Genomic DNA, 19,329 nt, shown 5'->3' with positions numbered 1-19,329 from the left:
GCATTCGGTGATGTTAGCACTCTAAAAGAGGGAGTGCTAATTCGACTCCCGAAGGCGTGCGAAGTTCAGTTTTACGGGCGGAAAAGCGGTCGCCGACGTCACCGGGGCACAAGCCGAAAAAAAGGGGCCGCATTACCAGGCACGGCCCGCCCGGGCCGGCGTGTACTGTGCCATTGCAAGGCCTGCTACCACCCGCGCTGCTTCAGCGCATCGGCCGTGGCGGCGTTATCGGGGCGGATGAACAACGCCCCGCGCGGATCCACGAAGACCCGATAGCGGGCGCCGTCGAACATCGGCATATACGCCGCGCTGCCATATACGACATCCACGAAGGGCAGCCAGTTCGGGAACCGCTGCTTCAGCTTTACCAGATCGGGCAGCCCCGATGGAGCGAGCGCATAAACCGTGCGCGGCTCGGACTGATCCGCCGCCGCGTCGGTGTAGCGGCCCGACAGGCGCTCCAGCCGATATAGCGGCGGCACGCCCGCCAGCAGCGCGGGCAGCCGCCAACGCACCATGCGCGCGTCGATCTGCCATTCGTCGCCACGCAGCGTGAAATCCTCGGCAGCCTTGCCCGGCAGCTCCGCCGCCGCCACGAATTGCCTCGGCCCCTGCTCGCGCAGCTCGACCACGGCGACGGGCTCGTCGGAAGTCAGCCGGAAGAACTGGTAAAGCGTCGCCGCGAATAGGCCCGTGACACAGGCCAGCGCCAGCAGAAGCAGGCCGAACAGCCGCCGGACCGGCCGCAGGCGGAAGCGCCGGCGGCCCCGCGCATCGCGCGGGCCGCCCTTGCCCAGGACCAGGCCGAATCCGATCAGCAGGACGGCCAACGTCACCAACGCGATCCATATGGACGGAGCGATGCCTTCGATCAATACGTTCCCCGCGGGTAGCCGGACACCTTTTCAGTATATAGAGGCCGTCAATCCCCGGCCGGGCCCAGCCGGTCCGCATGGAAGCGGATATGGTCTTCCATGAAGGTGGAGATGAAGTAATAGCCGTGGTCGTAGTCGGCGTGCCGGCGCAGCTGCAGGGCTTGCCCGACCTGGGCGCAAGCCGCCTCGAACGCGTCCGGATACAGTTGCTGCGCCAGGAAGCGGTCGCCCAGCCCCTGGTCCACCAGGATGCCGGCCGGATAGGGCGCCTTCGACGACGCCATGAGGGCGCTGGCGTCGTAGGCCGCCCAGGCCTGCTGGTCGGCGCCCAGGTAATGGGCGAAGGCCTTCTGCCCCCAAGGGCAGCGGCTGGGCGCGGCAATGGGGGCGAAGGCCGACACCGAGCGGAACAGGCCGGGATGACGCAGGGCCAGCACCAGCGCGCCATGGCCCCCCATGGAGTGGCCGAAGATGCCGATGCGGCCGGACGCCGCCCCCAATTGGGCCGTGGCCAGGCCGTGCAGCTCCTGGGTAATGTAGCTTTCCATGCGGTAATGGCGGCGCCAGGGTTCCTGGGTGGCATCGACATAGAAGCCGGCGCCCGTGCCCAGGTCCCAATCCTGGTCCTCGCCCGGCACGCCCGCGCCGCGCGGGCTGGTGTCCGGCGCGACCAGCATCACCCCATGCCGGGCCGCCCAGCGCTGGGCACCGGCCTTGATCATGAAGGTTTCCTCGTTGCACTCCAACCCGGCCAGGTAAAACAGGGCCGGCACGGGACCGTGCTGGGCCTGCGGCGGCGTATAGACGGAAAAGCGCATGGGCAGGCCGATCGCCGCGGAGTCGTGGCGGTAGATGCGCTGCCAACCGTCGAAGCAGCGGTGCTGGGCCAGGATTTCCAGGTCCGCCATCAGTAGAGCACCACGGAACGGATGGACTCGCCGCGCTTCATCAGGTCGAAGCCCTCGTTGATCTGGTCCAGCGGCAGGGTATGGGTGATGAGATCGTCGATATTGAGCTTGCCTTCCATATACCAGTCGACGATCCTGGGCACGTCGGTACGGCCGCGCGCGCCGCCAAAGGCCGAGCCCTTCCATTCCCGGCCGGTGACCAGCTGGAAGGGGCGGGTGGCGATTTCCTCTCCAGCGGCGGCCACGCCGATGATGATGGATTTGCCCCAGCCCTTGTGGCAGCACTCCAGCGCCTGGCGCATCAGCTTGGTGTTGCCGACGCATTCGAAGGAGTAATCGGCGCCGCCGTCGGTCAGCTGGATCAGGTGATCCACGACATTTTCGACCTCGGAGGGATTGACGAAGTGCGTCATCCCGAACTTGCGGGCCAGGGCCTCCCGGCGCGGGTTGATGTCCACGCCGATGATCTTGTCCGCGCCGACCATTTTGGCGCCCTGGATGACGTTCAGCCCGATGCCGCCCAGGCCGAAGACGACCACGTTGGCGCCGGCTTCCACCTTGGCGGTGTACACGACCGCCCCCACCCCGGTGGTCACGCCGCAGCCGATATAGCAGACCTTGTCGAAAGGCGCGTCATCGCGGATCCTGGCCAGCGCGATTTCCGGCACCACGATATGGTTGGCGAAAGTCGACGTACCCATATAGTGATGGATGGCCTTGCCGCCCAGCGAAAACCGCGACGTGCCATCCGGCATCAGCCCCTTGCCCTGGGTGGCGCGGATCGCCTGGCACAGGTTGGTCTTGCGGGACAGGCAGAACTTGCACTGCCGGCACTCCGGGGTATACAGCGGGATGACGTGATCGCCGGGCTTCAGGCTGGTCACGCCCGCGCCGGTTTCCAGGACGACGCCGGCGCCCTCATGGCCCAGGATGGCGGGAAACAGGCCTTCCGGATCGGCGCCGGACAAGGTGTAGTAATCGGTGTGGCAGATGCCTGTCGCCTTGACTTCGACCAGGACCTCGCCGGCCCGGGGGCCTTCCAGATCGACTTCCTCGATGGTCAGGGGGGCCCCGGCTTTCCAGGCAATGGCGGCTTTGGTTTTCATGCGTGCTCCAGGCTTGCGTATCGGTCGGGGAATATTAACGCGCGGGGGGGTAACGTTACCGGGGTAACCTCACTGTTGCGCCGGGCCGTTTACGCGGTACCATTTATTTTCCTGCGCGAACGTCCCGTTCCCTGCATGTCTCGGTCCTGACACCCTATGGCTCGCCTGCCCCGACTGTACGCTCCCGGACTGCCGCAACTCGTGCAGGCCAACTTCATCAATCCGCTGGCGGCGCCATCGCAGCCGGCACCCGCCGATACACTGAACCAGGTCGCGGCATGGCTGGGCGAAACCGCCACCCGCAATCGCGTGGCCCTGCACGGCTGGGTGCTGGCCACGGACCGTATCCTGCTGCTGGCCACGCCGGTGGACGGCGAGGGCCTGCCCCGCCTGATGCAAACCCTGGGACGCAACCTGGCGGCGCGGCTGCGCGGCGGGCGGGTGTTCGCGGGGCGCTACCGTTCGGCGCTGGTGGAACCGGGCGCCTGGGTGTTGCCGGCGCTGGTCTGGCTGGAGACCTATCCCGTGCGTAGCGGGGCCACCCACGATGCCGAGCTCTGGCCCTGGTCCTCTGCGTCCGGCCATACCGGCTCGGGGCAGCCGCAGGCGGCCTGGATGTCCGACCACGCCGACTACTGGTCTTGCGGCAATACGCCCTTCGACCGCCAGGCCAATTACCGCAAGCGCCTGCAGGAAGGGCTGACCCGCGAGCAGATCCAGCGCATAGACCAGGCCGTACAGGGGCAATGGGCGCTGGGCGGTGCGGATTTCATCGCCATGCTGGCGCACACCGCCAGCCGCCGCGTCACCCCGGGCCAGCGGGGCCGGCCCCGCAAAAAGCCGGCGCCGCCGCCGGCGGAAGCGGAATCCACGGGCTCCTGACTTACTGATCGGCCGCGGCCGCCCCACGCTGGCACAACCGCGCTCCGCATTGATATGTCACTAATTAATTAGCTCCCATCAGGACGCCGGAATTTATGGGGGACGCACCCCTTTTGTTTTTCTTGCGACCCGGACCTCTCCCCTGTATCGTCGCGGTTTGCGCCGCAACAAATTGTGGCAGTCCCTAGTTTCCCAGCCGCCCCGGCCCTGGAGCGCCCCATGACCGTACCGACCCATTCCGACGCCTGTCGCCCCGCGCCGGCGCGTCCCATCGACGCCACGCGCATCGGCCTGCCCGCCGCCCAAGGTCTTTACGACCCCCGCAACGAGCATGACGCCTGCGGCGTGGGCTTCGTGGCCCACATCAAGGGGCGTAAAAGCCACGCCATCATCCAGCAAGGCCTGAAGATCCTGGAAAACCTGGATCACCGGGGCGCGGTGGGCGCGGACAAGCTGATGGGCGACGGCGCCGGCATCCTGATCCAGATTCCCGATGCCCTGTACCGCGAGGAAATGGCGCAAAGCGGCGTGACCCTGCCGCCGCCCGGCGAATACGGCGTGGCCATGGTCTTCCTGCCCAAGGAAACGGCGTCCCGCCTGGCCTGTGAGCAGGAACTGGAACGCGCGGTGCGCGCCGAAGGCCAGGTCGTCCTGGGCTGGCGCGACGTGCCGGTGGACGTGGAAATGCCCATGTCGCCCGCCGTGCGCGACCTGGAACCGGTGATCCGCCAGCTGTTCATCGGCCGCGGCGCCGACGTCATGGTGCCCGACGCGCTCGAACGCAAGCTGTACGTCATCCGCAAGACGGCCAGCCACGCCATCCAGAACATGCGCCTGGCCCACGGCAAGGAATACTTCGTGCCGTCGGCCTCGGTGCGGACCGTGGTGTACAAGGGCCTGCTGCTGGCCGACCAGGTCGGCCGCTACTACCGCGACCTGGCGGACACCCGCACCATCTCGGCCCTGGCCCTGGTGCACCAGCGCTTCTCCACCAACACTTTCCCCGCCTGGCCCCTGGCCCACCCCTACCGCATGATCGCGCACAACGGCGAGATCAATACGGTCAAGGGCAACTTCAACTGGCTGCGCGCGCGCGAAGGCATGATGCAGTCCGCCGTGCTGGGCGAGGACCTGCCCAAGCTGTATCCCATCGTGTACGAAGGCCAGTCGGACACGGCCACCTTCGACAACTGCCTGGAACTGCTGGTGAATTCCGGCTATTCCCTGGCCCACGCCATGATGATGATGATCCCGGAGGCGTGGGAACAGCATACGCAGATGGACGAAAGCCGCCGCGCCTTCTACGAATACCACGCCGCCATGATGGAGCCGTGGGACGGCCCGGCCGCCGTCGCATTCACCGATGGCCGCCAGATCGGCGCCACCCTGGACCGCAACGGCCTGCGCCCCGCCCGCTACCTGGTCACGGATGACGACATGGTCATCATGGCGTCGGAAGCCGGCACGCTGCCCATCCCGGAAAACCGCATCGTCAAGAAATGGCGCCTGCAGCCGGGCAAGATGTTCCTGATCGACCTGGAACAGGGCCGCATCATCGACGACGTGGAAATCAAGTCGCAGCTGGCCAACTCGCGTCCCTACCGCCAGTGGATCGAGCGCCTGCGCGTCAAGCTGGAATCCTTGCCGGCGCCCAAGCAGCCCGCCGACGCGACGGCGCCGGCCGCCTCGCTGCTGGACCGCCAGCAGGCCTTCGGCTGGACGCAGGAAGACTACAAGTTCATCCTGGAACCCATGGCCACTTCCGGCGAAGAGGCCGTGGGCTCCATGGGCAACGACGCGCCGCTGGCGGTGCTGTCCAACCGCCCCAAGCCCTTCTACAACTATTTCCGCCAGCTGTTCGCCCAGGTCACGAACCCGCCGATCGACCCGATCCGCGAACAGCTGGTGATGTCGCTGGTGTCCTTCATCGGGCCCAAGCCCAACCTGCTGGACATCAATAACGTCAACCCGCCGCTGCGGCTGGAAGTCTCGCAGCCGGTGCTGGACTTCGCCGCCATGGCGCAGATCCGCGACATCGAGCAGGTAACGGGGCACAAGTTCCGCAGCCTGGAACTGGACATCACCTATCCCGCCGCCTGGGGCCGCGAAGGCATCGAGGCCCGCGTGGCGGCGCTGTGCGCGCGCGCCGTGGACGCGGTGCGCAGCGGCTACAACATCCTGATCGTGTCGGACCGCCGCGTCGACGCCGAGCGCGTGGCCATCCCCGCGCTGCTGGCCACCTCGGCCATCCACCAGCACCTGATCCGCGCCGGCCTGCGCACCAGCACGGGCCTGGTGGTGGAAACCGGTTCCGCGCGCGAAGTGCACCACTTCGCCCTGCTGGGCGGCTACGGCGCCGAGGCCATCCACCCCTATCTGGCGCTGGAATCGCTGGAAAAGATGGCGGACCCGGAAAAGGCCGTCAAGAACTACATCAAGGCCATCGGCAAGGGCCTGAACAAGGTCATGTCCAAGATGGGCATCTCGACCTACATGTCCTATACCGGCGCGCAGATTTTCGAAGCCGTCGGCCTGCAGAGCGCGCTGGTGGAGAAATACTTCACCGGCACGGCGAGCACGGTGGAAGGTATCGGCATCTTCGAAGTCGCCGAGGAAGCCCTGCGCCTGCATCGCGCGGCCTTCAGCCAGGATCCGGTGCTGGCCAACGACCTGGACGCGGGCGGTGAATACGCCTACCGCGTGCGCGGCGAAGAGCACATGTGGACGCCCGACTCCATCGCCAAGCTGCAGCATGCGACGCGCGCCAACAACTACCGCACCTATAAGGAATACGCGCAGATCATCAACGACCAGAGCCGCCGCCACATGACGCTGCGCGGCCTGTTCGAGTTCCGCTTCGACCCGACCCGCGCGATTCCGCTGGAAGAAGTCGAACCCGCCAAGGAAATCGTCAAGCGCTTCGCCACCGGGGCGATGTCGCTGGGATCCATCTCCACCGAAGCGCACTCGGTGCTGGCGGTGGCGATGAACCGCATCGGCGGCAAGTCCAACACGGGCGAGGGCGGCGAAGACGAACTGCGCTACCGCGCGGAACTGCGCGACGGCAAGAGCGGCATCAAGGATGGCGATACCCTGGCGTCCGTGCTGGGCAGCGACCGCGTCGAAGCCGACGTGGCGCTGAAGGCCGGCGATTCCCTGCGCTCCAAGATCAAGCAGGTGGCTTCCGGCCGCTTTGGCGTCAGCGCCGAGTACCTGAGCAGCGCCGACCAGATCCAGATCAAGATGGCGCAGGGCGCCAAGCCGGGCGAAGGCGGCCAGTTGCCGGGACACAAGGTGTCCGAGTACATCGCCAAGCTGCGCTATTCGGTGCCCGGCGTGGGCCTGATTTCGCCGCCGCCGCACCACGATATCTATTCCATCGAAGACCTGGCCCAGCTGATCCACGACCTGAAGAACGTCAATTCGCGCTCGTCGATCTCGGTCAAGCTGGTGTCGGAAGTCGGCGTGGGCACGGTGGCGGCCGGCGTGGCCAAGGCCAAGGCCGACCACGTGGTGATCGCCGGCCATGACGGCGGCACGGGCGCCTCGCCGGTGTCCTCGATCAAGCAGGTGGGCACGCCATGGGAATTGGGCCTGGCGGAAACGCAGCAGACCCTGGTGCTGAACCGCCTGCGCAGCCGCATCCGCGTGCAGGCCGACGGCCAGATGAAGACCGGCCGCGACGTTGTCATCGGCGCGCTGCTGGGCGCCGATGAATTCGGCTTCGCCACGGCGCCGCTGGTGGTGGAAGGCTGCATCATGATGCGCAAGTGCCACCTGAACACCTGCCCGGTGGGTGTCGCCACGCAGGATCCCGTGCTGCGCAAGAAGTTCCAGGGCAAACCCGAACACGTCGTGAACTATTTCTTCTTCGTCGCCGAGGAAGTGCGCGAGATCATGGCCCAGCTGGGCATCCGCAAGTTCGACGAACTGATCGGCCGCAGCGACCTGCTCGATACGCGTGTCGGCATCGAGCACTGGAAGGCGCGCGGCCTGGACTTCACCCGCGTGTTCTACCAGGCGCCGTCCGACGGCCCGGTGCGCCAGACGGAAACCCAGGACCACGGCCTGTCCGGCGCGCTGGACCACCAGTTGATCGAACGCTGCAAGCCGGCGCTGGAGCGGGGCGAGAAAGTCTCCTTCATCGTGCCGGTGCGCAACCGCAACCGCACCATCGGCGCCATGCTGTCCGGCGCCGTGGCGTCGCGCTACGGCCATGAAGGCCTGCCCGACGACACCATCCACATCCAGTGCAACGGCACGGCCGGCCAGAGCTTCGGCGCCTTCCTGGCGCACGGCATTACGCTGGACCTGGTGGGCGAGGCCAACGACTACGTCGGCAAGGGCCTGTCCGGCGGCCGCATCGTGGTGCGCTCGCCCAACGACTTCCGCGGCTTCGGTCCGGACCACATCATCGCCGGCAATACGGTGATGTACGGGGCGCTGGCCGGCGAAGCCTACTTCAACGGCGTGGCGGGCGAACGCTTCGCGGTGCGCAATTCCGGCGCCGCGGCGGTCGTGGAAGGCACGGGCGACCATGGCTGCGAATACATGACGGGCGGCACGGTTGTGGTGCTGGGCGCGACCGGACGCAACTTCGCCGCCGGCATGTCGGGCGGGGTGGCCTACGTCTGGGACCCGGACAACAGCTTCCGCGGCCGCTGCAACCTGGCCATGGTGGAACTGGAATCCGTGCTGCCGCATGCCGAGCAGCAAAGCCTGAACAACATCGAAACCTGGCACAGCGCGCAGCGCGGCGGCGAACGGGAGACCGACGAAGCCATCCTGCGCCGCCTGATCGAAGACCACTTCCGCTATACCGGCAGCTTCCAGGCGCGCGACATCCTGGGCAACTGGGAAACCGCGCGCGGCAAGTTCGTCAAGGTCATGCCGACCGATTACCGCCGCGCTCTGGGCGAAATGTGGCGTGCGGCCAACCCGCAGAAAATGGCCGCTTAAGGATAGACCGACCATGGGAAAAATCACCGGATTCCTCGAATACCAGCGCCTGCAGGAGGCCCACGAGGCCCCGTCCGCGCGCCTGAAGACGTGGCGCGAGTTCGTGCTGCGCCTGGACGACCAGGCCGCCAAGGTGCAGGCCGCGCGCTGCATGGACTGCGGCATTCCGTTCTGCAATAACGGCTGCCCGGTCAACAACATCATCCCCGACTGGAACGACCTGGTGTACCGGCAGGATTGGCGCAAGGCGCTGGACGTGCTGCACTCCACCAACAACTTCCCGGAGTTCACGGGCCGCATCTGCCCCGCGCCCTGCGAGGCCGCCTGTACCCTCAACATCAACAACGATGCGGTGGGTATCAAGTCGATCGAGCACGCCATCATCGACAAGGGCTGGGAAGAGGGCTGGGTGCTGCCGCAACCGCCTTCGCGCAAGACGGGCAAGAAGGTCGCCGTGGTGGGCTCGGGTCCCGCCGGCCTGGCCTGCGCCCAGCAGCTGGCACGCGCCGGCCACGCCGTGACGGTGTTCGAGAAGAGCGACCGCATCGGCGGGCTGCTGCGCTACGGCATCCCCGACTTCAAACTGGAAAAATCGCAGATCGACCGCCGCATCGCGCAGATGGAGGCGGAAGGCGTGGAGTTCTGCCCGTCCACCTATATCGGCAACCCCGCCGACCCGGCCGCCGACGGGCTGAGCGCCCGCACGCCGGAGTCGCTGCGCGATGAATTCGACGCGGTTGTGATGGCCGGCGGCGCGGAAACGCCGCGCGACCTGCCGGTGCCCGGACGCGAACTGAAGGGCGTGTACTTCGCGATGGACTTCCTGCGCCAGCAGAACAAGGCCGTGGCGGGCGATCGCCTGACCGACCAGACGCTGGCCAAGGGCAAGCATGTGGTGGTGATCGGCGGCGGCGATACCGGCTCCGATTGCGTGGGCACCAGCAACCGCCACGGCGCGGCGTCGGTGACGCAGTTCGAACTGATGCCCCAGCCGCCGGAGTCGGAAAACAAGCCCCTGACCTGGCCGTACTGGCCGGCCAAGCTGCGCACCTCGTCCTCGCACGAAGAAGGCTGCGACCGCGACTGGGCGGTAACCACCAAGTCGCTGGTCGGCGAAAAAGGCGTGGTCCGCAAACTGATCGCCGCGCGCGTCGAATGGGTCAAGGACGAGGCCACCGGCCAAATGAAAATGCGCGAGGTGGAAGGCTCCGAATTCGAAGTGAAGGCCGACCTGGTACTCCTGGCCATGGGGTTCGTATCCCCGCGCCAGCAGGTCCTGGACGCGTTCGGGGTGGACCGCGATACGCGGGGCAACGTACGCGCCAACACCGACGACTACCGGACCAGCATGGAGAAGGTCTTCGCCGCGGGCGATATGCGGCGCGGACAGTCGCTGGTGGTATGGGCGATCCGGGAAGGGCGGCAGTGCGCGCGCGCAGTGGATGCTTTCCTGATGGGGGAAAGCGACCTGCCTCGTTAAGCCCGGCCAGTAGTGCCATAAAGCCCGCGCGAGGGATCGTGCGGGCTTTGTGTTTCTGCGCGGGGTGGGCCGATGAGGGTCGTCTTGCTATTGGCGTCGTTGGATGATGGCTGCGACGGGCGTTTCGATCATGCCGGTCTTTCGGTGGTGCCTGCGTCGGGCGTTTCGATCATGCCGTCCGTCGGGGGAGATGCCTGTCGTGTCCGGCCCGCTCGGGCGGTCCAGGGCCTTCGCCCTGGACTTCCGCTTCGTCTTCCTCGTCCGGCGGCCGAAGGGGCGGTGGGGTTTTTGCGACTTTTTTGCCCGGCCGACCTCCCTACGGAAGCCCTCGCGCGCCCTCGGACGGGCCGGCCCCGACAGGCATCTCCCCCGCCGGACTCACGGATTGCCTTAGAGCCGGTCGCTGGGGCGGTCTTTGTTCTTGGCCCTTCGTAGGTCGCGTGTTCGGGGTAAGAAAGAGCTTCTGTTGCCCGTCGTTTTCGGGCCGCCCTGCGCGGCCCTAAAACGCCTACGCGGTCAGGGCGTGCGGTGGTTGCCGGTAACGCCACGGTCGCAGGTAATGCGACGGTTGTCGGTAATGGACGGTTGCTGGTGATGCCACGGTTGTTGGTAATGCCACGGTTGCTGGTAATGCGTAGGTCGGGGAATCAAAGTGGAATCTCGGCCCGCGCAGGGGTGGGGGAGACAAAGCGGTGTGGCGGGCCGCCCGCCGGCCCGCCACACCGTAGCACCGTGCCTTGCCACGGGCATTGGGGATGGCCCGGCCGCGATTCGATAGGAAACGGTGCGTGCAATCGCGCTAGCGGCGCGTGGCACCTACGCCAGCATCCGTGGCATGCCACGGTGCCTACGGTGTGGCGGGCCGGCTGGCGGCCCGCCACACCGACTTGTTTCTCCCCCAATCTGCGCAGGTAACGCTTCCACTCCGGACGCAGAACCCTCGCAGGGGTGCACCCGCCGCACGCCACCACCGCGTAGCCGGTTCGGAGCCGCGCAGGGCGGCTCCGAATCGGCGGGCACCCCAAGATTCTTCTTATCGAGCGACAAGCGCCCCACGAAGGGCCAAGCACACGGACCGCCCCAGCGACCGGCTCTAAAGCAGATCGTGAGTCCGGCGGGGGAGATGCCTGTCGGGGCCGGCCCGTCCGAGGGCGCGCGAGGGCTTCCGTACGTAGGACGGCCGGGCAAAAAAGCCGCAAGAAAAACACCGCCACTTCGGCCGCCGAAGGAGGAAGACGAAGCGGCAGTCCAGGGCGAAGGCCCTGGACCGCCCGAGCGGGCCGGCCCCGACAGGCATCTCCTCCGACGGACGGCACGAGCAAGACGCCAAGAAACGCCAGCATCACCCACCGACCGCACCAGCAAAGACACCCAAAAACAGCAGCCCCGGCTTGTGGCGTCCATCCCACGCCCCCGGGGCCTGCTCATCCAGCAATTGACCCATATCAATTCGGCAGACCGGCCCATCGGAGACCCTCTGGATTCCCCTACTGATGACATGGAGAATCAGAATGTCAGCCCTCATCGCGCGCCCGCGCGCCGTCCTCCTTGCCGCCGTGCTCGCCGCCGGCGCCGCCGCGATTCCGGCCCAGGCGCACGAAGCTGGCGACGTGTTGTTCAAGGTGGGCGCGACGCAGGTGCGTCCCAAGTCCGACAACGGCAGCGTGCTCGATGGCAGCGTGGACCTGGACGTCAGCAGCAGCGTCCGTCCCAGCTTCGCGCTGACATATATGGCCACCCGCAACGTCGGCATCGAACTCCTGGGCGCATGGCCTTTCCAGCACGATATCCGCGGCAGCGGCGGCCTGGGCAAGATCGGCAGTACCAGGCAGCTGCCGCCCACCCTTAGCCTGCAATGGCACTTCCTGCCCGACAGCACCGTCCAGCCGTACGTCGGCGTCGGGGTGAATTACACCCATTTCTTCGACACCCGGAGCGAGGGCGCCATCAGCGGCTCGGACCTCAAGCTGCAGGATTCCTGGGGCGTCGCCGCGCAACTGGGCGTGGACGTCAAGATCAGCGAACGCTGGTTCATGACCGCCGACATCCGCTACATCGACATCTCGTCCAAGGTGAAGTTGGACGGCGAACGCATCGGCACCGCGCGCATCGATCCCTGGGTCGCCACGGTCGGGGTGGGCTACCGCTTCTAGCCGGCCGCGGGGCGCGCGCAAGCGCATCCACCATGGCTGGGCGCTGACCGCGTTGCTTCCGGCGTTTCCCGCCGTTAAGTCGGAAGACAACTCGTCGCGGGTAAGATTGCGGCTATTCTTCCATCGAATGCGTCATCGTGCGCCCCTCCGCAACGTCCCCCGACTCGCCTCCGCTCGTCCCGGCGCCGACACTCGGCCAGATCTTCGCGGCCTTCGCCAAGATCGGCCTGACCAGCTTCGGAGGCGGCCTCAGCGGCTGGATGCTGCGGGAATTCGTACAGGCACGCCGCTGGTTGTCCGAGGCGGAGTTCCTTAGCGGCCTGGCGCTGGCGCAAGCCTTTCCCGGCGTCAATGTGGTCAACCTGTCCATCTGGATCGGCTTTCGCCTGCGCGGCGGCCCGGGGGCATTCTTCGCGGCATTGGGCATGATCGTGCCGCCGATGACGGCGGCCATCGTCCTGGCCGCCCTGTTCGCCGAGCTGTCCCATTCTCCCACCGTGCACATCGTGCTGGCCGGCATCGCGGCCGCCGCCGTGGGGCTTTCCTTGCAAATGGGGCTGCGCGCCGCCTACCGCGCCGCCACCGGCACCGTGCCCATCGTCATCATGGTGGCCACCTTCGGCGCGATCTTCATCGCCGGCCTGCCCCTGCTGTGGGTCGTGGGCGCCATGGCGCCGCTCTCCATCCTGCTGGCCTATCTGCGCCTGCGCCGGGGCGGGGACCAGCCATGAGCAGCGGTTCCAGCCTGCTGGACCTGTTTACCGTCTTCGCGCCCTTGTCCTTCCTGACCGTGGGCGGCGGCCAGAGCGTGGTCGCCGACATCCACCGCCAGGCCGTCGATGCCTATGGCTGGATGAACGACGCCCAGTTCCTGGACCTGTTCGCCCTGTCGCGAATCACCCCCGGCCCGGGGTCCCTGCTGGTCACCCTGGTCGGCTGGCAGGTGCGGGGCATCCTGGGCGCGCTCGTGGCCTCCTTTGCCATCTTCGTTCCCAGCACCGTCCTGATCTACGCGCTGGCTCGCGTCTGGCAGCGCTACAACGGCCGCCTGTGGATCCGCGCCATCGAAGCCGGCCTGGCGCCGGTCGCCGCCGGCATGATCCTGGCCGCCTCGTGCACCATCCTGCGGGCCGCCGAGGGCGGGGCGTGGGCCTGGGCCGTGGCCATCGCCTCCACCGTGCTGCTGTTGCGCACCCGCATCAGCCCCTTCCTGCTGCTGGGCGGCGGCGCGCTCGCCTTTTTCCTGGCCTTGCGTTGATCGTTCCCCCGGCTGTTACGGTTCAGGGAAAACGCGATTACCGTCGAGCTACAATGCGGGGCCGCGGGGACGGACCGTCCCCGCCCGACCCCCGACCGTATGCCGACTGACTCAGACGCCCGTACCGTTCCCGCCCTGCAGTTCACCGACGTTTCCCTGGGATACGGGGACTTCACGGTGTTGCGCGGCATTTCCATGACGGTGGCCCCCGGCCAGGTCGTCGCGGTCATGGGTGGATCGGGGTCCGGCAAGACCACCATGCTGCGCGCGGCCACCGGCCAGCTGCGCGCCCGCGCGGGCACTGTGCGGGTATTCGGCCAGGACATGGGCCAGGTATCGCCGGCCGGGCTCGAAGCGCTGCGCAAGCGCATGGGCGTACTCTTCCAGCAAGGCGCCCTGTTCACCGACCTGGACGTCTTCGAGAACGTCGCCTTCCCGCTGCGCGAGCACACCCGCTACACAGAGCCCGAGATCCTCGACCGCGTGCTGGACAAGCTGCACGCCGTGGGGCTGCGGGCCGCCGCGCACCTGAAGGTATCCGAGATCTCCGGCGGCATGGCGCGGCGGGTGGCGCTGGCGCGGGCGGTGGTCCTGGAGCCGGAACTGATCCTGTACGACGAGCCCTTCGCCGGGCTGGATCCTATCTCCATGGGCATCACGGCGCGGCTCATCCGCGACCTGTCCGACCGCCTGAAGTGCGCCTCCGTGCTCATCACGCACGACGTGCAGGAATCGTTCGCCATCGCCGACCAGGTCTACCTGGTGGGGCAGGGCCGGCTGGTGGCGTCGGGCAGCCCCGACACGCTGTCGGCCTCGGCGGACCCTTATGTGCGCCAGTTCCTGGGCGGCGAACCGGACGGTCCGGTGGCCTTCCATTATCCCGATACGCCGGCTTTCGACCGCTGGCTCGCCCAACAACAAGGACGCAGGCCATGAGCGATTCCAGCTCCAGTTCCGTGGGCCCGATCGGCCGCCTGGGCGGCTGGGTCATCGATACCATCGGCGGCATCGGCTATTTCACGCGCTTTTTCTTCGCCCTGCTGGCCAAAAGCGGCACGGCGCTGCGCCGCCCGCGGCTGGTGTCCCAGCAGGTGCACTTCATCGGCAACTATTCGCTGATTATCATCGCCGTATCGGGCATGTTCGTCGGCTTTGTCCTGGGGTTGCAGGGCTACTACACCCTGCGCCGCTATGGCTCCGAGGAATCGCTGGGCCTGCTGGTGGCCCTATCGCTGGTGCGGGAGCTCGGGCCCGTCGTCACGGCGTTGCTGTTCGCCGGCCGCGCCGGCACGTCCCTGACGGCCGAGATCGGCCTGATGAAGGCGGGCGAGCAACTGGCGGCCATGGAAGTCATGGCCGTCGACCCCATGCGGCGCGTGCTGGTGCCGCGCTTGTGGGGGGGCATCATCGCCATGCCCATTCTGGCCGCGGTCTTCTCCATGGTGGGAATCATGGGCGGCTGGCTGGTGGGCGTGGTCCTTATCGGCGTGGATTCCGGCGCGTTCTGGTCGCAGATGCAAAGCGGCGTGGACGTCTGGGACGACGTCGCCAACGGCGTTTTGAAAAGCCTCGTCTTCGGCATCGGCGTCACCCTCGTCGCGCTGTACGAGGGCTGGCAGGCCCGCCCCACGCCCGAAGGCGTGGCCCGCGCCACCACCCGCACCGTCGTCGTCGGCTCCCTGGCGGTGCTGGCGCTGGATTTCCTGCTGACCGCTCTGATGTTTGGCAACTGATACGGATTCTTCATGTCACGTCAAAAAACCGATTTCTGGGTAGGCCTGTTCGTGCTGCTCGGCGCCGCGGCCCTGGTATTCCTGGCCTTGCGCGCCGGCAATCTCAGCGCCTTTTCCTTCGCCCCCACCTATGACCTGACCGCGCAGTTCGACAACATCGGCGGCCTGAAGGAACGCGCCGCGGTCAAGAGCGCGGGCGTCGTCGTCGGCCGCGTCAGCCGCATCCGCTTCGACGACAAGAGCTTCCAGGCCGTCGTCACCCTCAGCATGGACGCCGACTTCCAGTTTCCCAAGGATTCGTCGGCGGCCATCCTGACGGCCGGCCTGCTGGGCGAGCAATACATCGGCCTGACGGCCGGCGGCGACGAAGACAACTTTGCGAACGGCGACAAAATCCGGTATACCCAAAGCGCCGTCGTCCTGGAGAACCTGATCAGCCAGTTCCTTTACGGCACGGCGGAAAAGCAGGGATCGGCTCCGGCCGGCGCCGCGCCGGCGCCGCAAACGCACTGAGGGCATTATCCTTATACCGACGAGATCGCCCGGCACGCGCCCAGGGGAAGAGGGCAGGCGCGGCTTGCAGCGAGCCCGATCGGCCGACAGGCTGTCACCCAAGAAACACGACCCAATGAAAAAGAACACCCTGACTCGAATTTTCGCCATCGCGGCCGCGGGCGCCGGGCTGGCCGGCTGCGCCACCGTGCAGAACCCGGATCCGCGCGATCCCTGGGAAGGTTTCAATCGCGGCGTCTACACGTTCAACGACAAGGTCGACCGCGCCGTGCTGCGGCCGATCGCCGTCGGCTACACGAAGGTCACGCCGCAGCCGGTGCAAAGCTGCATCCACAACATTTTCAATAACGTCGCCGACATCTGGGCGGCGGCGAACAGCATGCTGCAAGGCCGTGGCGTCGATGCCATCAATACCTTCGGCCGCTTCCTGTTCAATACCACCATGGGCGTGGGCGGCTGCTTCGACGTGGCCACCGCCAATGGCGCGAACCGCATCCCCAACGACTTCGGCACCACGCTGGGCGTCTGGGGCGTCGGCCAGGGCCCCTACCTGGTGCTGCCTTTCTGGGGCTCCAGCACCATACGCGACACCGCCGGCCTGGCGGGCGACTTCGTCGGCAACCAGTGGACCAGCGTCGGCGCCATCGAAAACGTGCCCGTGCGCAACTCGCTGTACGGCCTGTGGGTGGTGGACCGCCGCGCCAGCCTGCTGGACGCCACCGACACGGTGGACCGCGTGGCCCTGGATCCGTACAGCTTCGTGCGCGACGCGTATCTGCAGCGGCGCGCCGCGATGGTCCTGGGGCGCAAGGCGGGCGACGCCAGCAACCTGCCGGACTACGACGACGACAGCGATGAAAACGGCAACGGTGCCGCCAGCGGCAAGCCGGCCGGCGCCGGTGGCGCCACCGGCGCTACTGGTGCGGGTGCCAGCCCGGCGGCCCCTGCGGGCCCGGGCATAGGCGGTGCGGGCGCTGGCAGCGCGCCCGCCGGATCGAAAGCGCCGGCGCGCCAGTAACCCAGCCCGCCGCGGAAGGGGGCGGGATTTCCCGCCCGGCAGGCCCCGGGGCCTGCCCCGGCCTTCCTTACCAGGAATTCAGAAGGAGCAAGCATGCGGTTCTACCCCCTTTCCCTGTTGCAACGTCTTGGCATGAGCGCGCTGTTGGGCCTGGCCCTGGCGTGGTCGGCCCATGCCGCGCCCAATCCCAAGGACTCGCCGGACAAGCTCGTCCAGCAAACCGCCGACCAGGCCCTGCAAGTGCTCAAGACCGACGGCGGCGTCAGGAATGGCGACTTGCGCCGGGTCAACGAAGTCGTCAACCAATACATCCTGCCCTATGTGGACTTCGAAAAGACCACCCGCCTGGCCGCCGGCCGGTATTGGCGGCAGGCCACGCCCGAACAGCGCACGGCCCTGGCCGACGCCTTCAAGGGCACGCTGGTGCGCACCTACAGCGGCGCGCTGACCCGCGTGGACAACGGCACCAATATCAAAGTGACGGGATCCAACGTGGACGGCAACGATGCCGTGGTCCGCAGCACGATCAACCAGTCCAACGGCCAGTCGGTGGGCGTGGACTACCGACTGGAGCAGACCGCCGCCGGCTGGAAGATCTACGACCTGAATGTCGAAGGTATCTGGCTGATCCAGAACTACCGCAACCAGTTCGCGCAAGAGATCAATCAAAACGGCATCGACGGCCTGATCAAGGCGCTGAACCAGCGCAACGCCCAGTAAAAGGGCACGCCGGCCGCGCGGGGCAACCCTGCGCGGCCCAAGGCCATGCCCGGGAAAACCCGGGCGTCGTCTTATAATGGCGTATTGGCTCTTTCCGGGCTGTGTCCCCGCATCATGTCCGCCGTCCGTCTCGAGAACGTCTCCAAAACCTATGCCCCGCGCCAGCCCGCCTGGAAGAAGTGGCTAGGCCGCCCCTCCGCGCCGGGGTTCCAGGCGCTCAAGAACGTCAGCCTGGACATCCAGCCTGGCGAATTCTTCGGACTGCTGGGGCCCAACGGCGCGGGCAAGACCACCCTGATCTCCGTCCTGGCCGGGCTGGTCAAGCCCAATGCGGGCAGCGCCAGCGTCTGTGGACACGACGTGCAGGGGGACTACCGCCTGGCGCGCCGCGCACTGGGCGTGGTGCCGCAGGAACTGGTCTACGACCCTTTTTTCACGGTCCGCGAGACGCTGCGCATCCAGTCGGGCTATTTCGGCCTGCGCAACAACGATGACTGGATAGACGAAATCCTGTCCAACCTGGGCCTGTCCGACAAGGCCGACGCCAATATGCGCGCGCTGTCGGGCGGCATGAAGCGGCGCGTGCTGGTCGCGCAGGCGCTGGTCCATCGCCCGCCGGTCATCGTGCTGGACGAGCCCACGGCGGGCGTGGACGTGGACCTGCGCCGCACCTTGTGGGAATTCATCTCGCGCCTGAACAAGGCCGGCCACACCATCATGCTGACCACCCATTACCTGGAAGAAGCCGAAGCCCTGTGCGGCCGCATCGCCATGCTCAAGGGCGGGCGCATCGTGGCGCTGGACACCACGCAGGCGCTGCTGGCGCGCGTGGGCGGCGTGGACCTGGAAGACGCTTTCGTGCGCATCATGCACCGCGAGGACGATACGCAGCTGACGGAGGTCGTCTCGTGAACGCACCGCTCGACGCCGCCCGCACACCCATGCTGGACGCGGTCCAGCCCGCCGGCTCGGGTTTTCCCACGCTGCTGCGCAAGGAGCTCATGCGCTTCTGGAAGGTCAGCTTCCAGACCATCGCCGCGCCGGTCATCACCGCCCTGCTTTACCTGCTGGTCTTCGCACAGGTACTGCAGGACCGCGTGCAGGTCTACGGCACCGTGCCCTACACATCCTTCCTGATTCCCGGGCTGATGATGATGAGCATGCTGCAGAACGGCTTCGCGAATCCCTCGTCGTCGCTCATCCAGAGCCGCATCACGGGCAACCTGGTGTTCATCCTGCTGCCGCCGCTGTCGCATCGGGATATCTATTTCGCGTACGTCATCGCGGCCATCGCGCGCGGCATCGCCGTGGGGCTGTGCGTGTGGATCGTGGCGCTGTTCTTCATACCGCTGACGCCGGCCCATCCGCTGTGGGTGCTGATCTTCGGCATACTGGCCTGCGGCATCATGGGCAGCCTGGGCATCGTCGCCGGCCTGTTCTCCGAGAAATTCGACCAGCTGGCCGCTTTCCAGAACTTCCTGATCATGCCCGCGACCTTCCTGTCCGGCGTGTTCTATTCCATCCACACCCTGCCGGCCTTCTGGCAGGGCGTGTCGCATTGGAATCCCATCTTCTATACCATCGACGGCTTCCGCTACGGCTTCTTCTCGGTTTCCGATGTCTCGCCCTGGCGCAGCCTGGCGGTGGTCAGCTGTGTTTTCCTGGCGCTGGCCGCCTATGCCTTGAGACTGCTGGCCAGCGGCTACAAATTGAGGAACTGACGA

General features: G+C 66.9%; 16 protein-coding genes. 13 read left to right on the top strand and 3 right to left on the bottom strand.

Going from position 1 to position 19,329, the window contains the following annotated elements:
- Window positions 1-185: 185 nt before the first annotated feature.
- The 3 genes from BAU06_RS00950 to BAU06_RS00940 are packed head-to-tail and all read right to left on the bottom strand — an operon-like array spanning window position 186 to window position 2,889.
- Window positions 186-875 (bottom strand): hypothetical protein, encoded by a 690-nt coding sequence (locus BAU06_RS00950; protein ID WP_066343086.1) that lies wholly within the window; start codon window positions 873-875, stop codon window positions 186-188.
- Window positions 876-922: 47 nt separating this feature from the next.
- A complete protein-coding gene (fghA, locus tag BAU06_RS00945) occupies window positions 923-1,783 on the bottom strand; it encodes an S-formylglutathione hydrolase (protein ID WP_066343083.1) in 861 nt (286 codons plus the stop codon).
- Entirely contained in the window at window positions 1,783-2,889 is a 1,107-nt protein-coding gene (locus tag BAU06_RS00940) for an S-(hydroxymethyl)glutathione dehydrogenase/class III alcohol dehydrogenase (RefSeq protein WP_066343080.1), read from the bottom strand. Before BAU06_RS00940 ends, fghA begins: the two co-directional genes overlap by 1 nt.
- 156 nt (window positions 2,890-3,045) lie before the next feature.
- Between BAU06_RS00940 and BAU06_RS00935 the strand changes: the two genes are divergently transcribed.
- The 13 genes from BAU06_RS00935 (at window position 3,046) to BAU06_RS00875 (ending at window position 19,326) form a co-directional block, all read left to right on the top strand.
- Window positions 3,046-3,771, top strand: a complete 726-nt coding sequence (locus BAU06_RS00935; protein ID WP_066343077.1) for a hypothetical protein — start codon at window positions 3,046-3,048, stop codon at window positions 3,769-3,771.
- A gap of 219 nt (window positions 3,772-3,990) precedes the next feature.
- A complete protein-coding gene (locus BAU06_RS00930) occupies window positions 3,991-8,730 on the top strand; it encodes a glutamate synthase-related protein (protein WP_066343076.1) in 4,740 nt (1,579 codons plus the stop codon).
- Between the two features lie 13 nt (window positions 8,731-8,743).
- Window positions 8,744-10,210 (top strand): glutamate synthase subunit beta, encoded by a 1,467-nt coding sequence (locus tag BAU06_RS00925; RefSeq protein WP_066343073.1) that lies wholly within the window; start codon window positions 8,744-8,746, stop codon window positions 10,208-10,210.
- A gap of 1,511 nt (window positions 10,211-11,721) precedes the next feature.
- Window positions 11,722-12,363 (top strand): OmpW/AlkL family protein, encoded by a 642-nt coding sequence (locus BAU06_RS00920; protein WP_066343069.1) that lies wholly within the window; start codon window positions 11,722-11,724, stop codon window positions 12,361-12,363.
- Window positions 12,364-12,497: 134 nt separating this feature from the next.
- On the top strand, window positions 12,498-13,094 hold the full coding sequence (locus tag BAU06_RS00915) for a chromate transporter (protein ID WP_066343067.1): 597 nt from the start codon (window positions 12,498-12,500) through the stop codon (window positions 13,092-13,094).
- The gene (locus BAU06_RS00910) at window positions 13,091-13,621 is read left to right on the top strand and encodes a chromate transporter (protein ID WP_066343065.1); all 531 of its coding nucleotides are present in this window, start codon (window positions 13,091-13,093) and stop codon (window positions 13,619-13,621) included. The genes BAU06_RS00915 and BAU06_RS00910 overlap by 4 nt, the downstream gene beginning before the upstream one ends.
- A gap of 99 nt (window positions 13,622-13,720) precedes the next feature.
- A complete protein-coding gene (locus BAU06_RS00905; RefSeq protein ID WP_066343062.1) occupies window positions 13,721-14,557 on the top strand; it encodes an ABC transporter ATP-binding protein in 837 nt (278 codons plus the stop codon).
- Window positions 14,554-15,354, top strand: a complete 801-nt coding sequence (gene mlaE / locus BAU06_RS00900; RefSeq protein WP_066343060.1) for a lipid asymmetry maintenance ABC transporter permease subunit MlaE — start codon at window positions 14,554-14,556, stop codon at window positions 15,352-15,354. The genes BAU06_RS00905 and mlaE overlap by 4 nt, the downstream gene beginning before the upstream one ends.
- 12 nt (window positions 15,355-15,366) lie before the next feature.
- Window positions 15,367-15,867 carry an outer membrane lipid asymmetry maintenance protein MlaD gene (mlaD, locus tag BAU06_RS00895; RefSeq protein ID WP_066343057.1) on the top strand — a complete coding sequence of 167 codons (501 nt, stop codon included), beginning with the start codon at window positions 15,367-15,369 and terminating at the stop codon, window positions 15,865-15,867.
- Window positions 15,868-15,982: 115 nt separating this feature from the next.
- Window positions 15,983-16,885: an MlaA family lipoprotein gene (locus tag BAU06_RS00890; RefSeq protein WP_082987897.1), complete on the top strand. Its 903-nt coding sequence runs from the start codon at window positions 15,983-15,985 to the stop codon at window positions 16,883-16,885.
- A gap of 93 nt (window positions 16,886-16,978) precedes the next feature.
- Window positions 16,979-17,605, top strand: a complete 627-nt coding sequence (locus BAU06_RS00885) for an MlaC/ttg2D family ABC transporter substrate-binding protein (protein ID WP_066343052.1) — start codon at window positions 16,979-16,981, stop codon at window positions 17,603-17,605.
- Between the two features lie 114 nt (window positions 17,606-17,719).
- Entirely contained in the window at window positions 17,720-18,517 is a 798-nt protein-coding gene (locus BAU06_RS00880; RefSeq protein WP_066343045.1) for an ABC transporter ATP-binding protein, read from the top strand.
- 29 nt (window positions 18,518-18,546) lie between these two features.
- A complete protein-coding gene (locus tag BAU06_RS00875; protein ID WP_066357622.1) occupies window positions 18,547-19,326 on the top strand; it encodes an ABC transporter permease in 780 nt (259 codons plus the stop codon).
- Window positions 19,327-19,329: the final 3 nt, after the last annotated feature.

The organism is Bordetella bronchialis (genome assembly GCF_001676705.1).
Lineage (GTDB): Bacteria > Pseudomonadota > Gammaproteobacteria > Burkholderiales > Burkholderiaceae_B > Bordetella_C > Bordetella_C bronchialis.
The sequence above is the reverse complement of the archived record's forward strand: the minus strand, read 5'-3'. Positions and strand labels throughout refer to the sequence as shown.

Coding starts and splice junctions, on each gene's coding strand:
- fghA (WP_066343083.1), bottom strand. CDS start 1,783: ATGGCGGACCTGGAAATCCTGGCCCAGCACCGCTGCTTCGACGGTTGG.
- BAU06_RS00940 (WP_066343080.1), bottom strand. CDS start 2,889: ATGAAAACCAAAGCCGCCATTGCCTGGAAAGCCGGGGCCCCCCTGACC.
- BAU06_RS00935 (WP_066343077.1), top strand. CDS start 3,046: ATGGCTCGCCTGCCCCGACTGTACGCTCCCGGACTGCCGCAACTCGTG.
- BAU06_RS00930 (WP_066343076.1), top strand. CDS start 3,991: ATGACCGTACCGACCCATTCCGACGCCTGTCGCCCCGCGCCGGCGCGT.
- BAU06_RS00925 (WP_066343073.1), top strand. CDS start 8,744: ATGGGAAAAATCACCGGATTCCTCGAATACCAGCGCCTGCAGGAGGCC.
- BAU06_RS00920 (WP_066343069.1), top strand. CDS start 11,722: ATGTCAGCCCTCATCGCGCGCCCGCGCGCCGTCCTCCTTGCCGCCGTG.
- BAU06_RS00910 (WP_066343065.1), top strand. CDS start 13,091: ATGAGCAGCGGTTCCAGCCTGCTGGACCTGTTTACCGTCTTCGCGCCC.
- BAU06_RS00905 (WP_066343062.1), top strand. CDS start 13,721: ATGCCGACTGACTCAGACGCCCGTACCGTTCCCGCCCTGCAGTTCACC.
- mlaE (WP_066343060.1), top strand. CDS start 14,554: ATGAGCGATTCCAGCTCCAGTTCCGTGGGCCCGATCGGCCGCCTGGGC.
- mlaD (WP_066343057.1), top strand. CDS start 15,367: ATGTCACGTCAAAAAACCGATTTCTGGGTAGGCCTGTTCGTGCTGCTC.
- BAU06_RS00890 (WP_082987897.1), top strand. CDS start 15,983: ATGAAAAAGAACACCCTGACTCGAATTTTCGCCATCGCGGCCGCGGGC.
- BAU06_RS00885 (WP_066343052.1), top strand. CDS start 16,979: ATGCGGTTCTACCCCCTTTCCCTGTTGCAACGTCTTGGCATGAGCGCG.
- BAU06_RS00880 (WP_066343045.1), top strand. CDS start 17,720: ATGTCCGCCGTCCGTCTCGAGAACGTCTCCAAAACCTATGCCCCGCGC.
- BAU06_RS00875 (WP_066357622.1), top strand. CDS start 18,547: ATGCTGGACGCGGTCCAGCCCGCCGGCTCGGGTTTTCCCACGCTGCTG.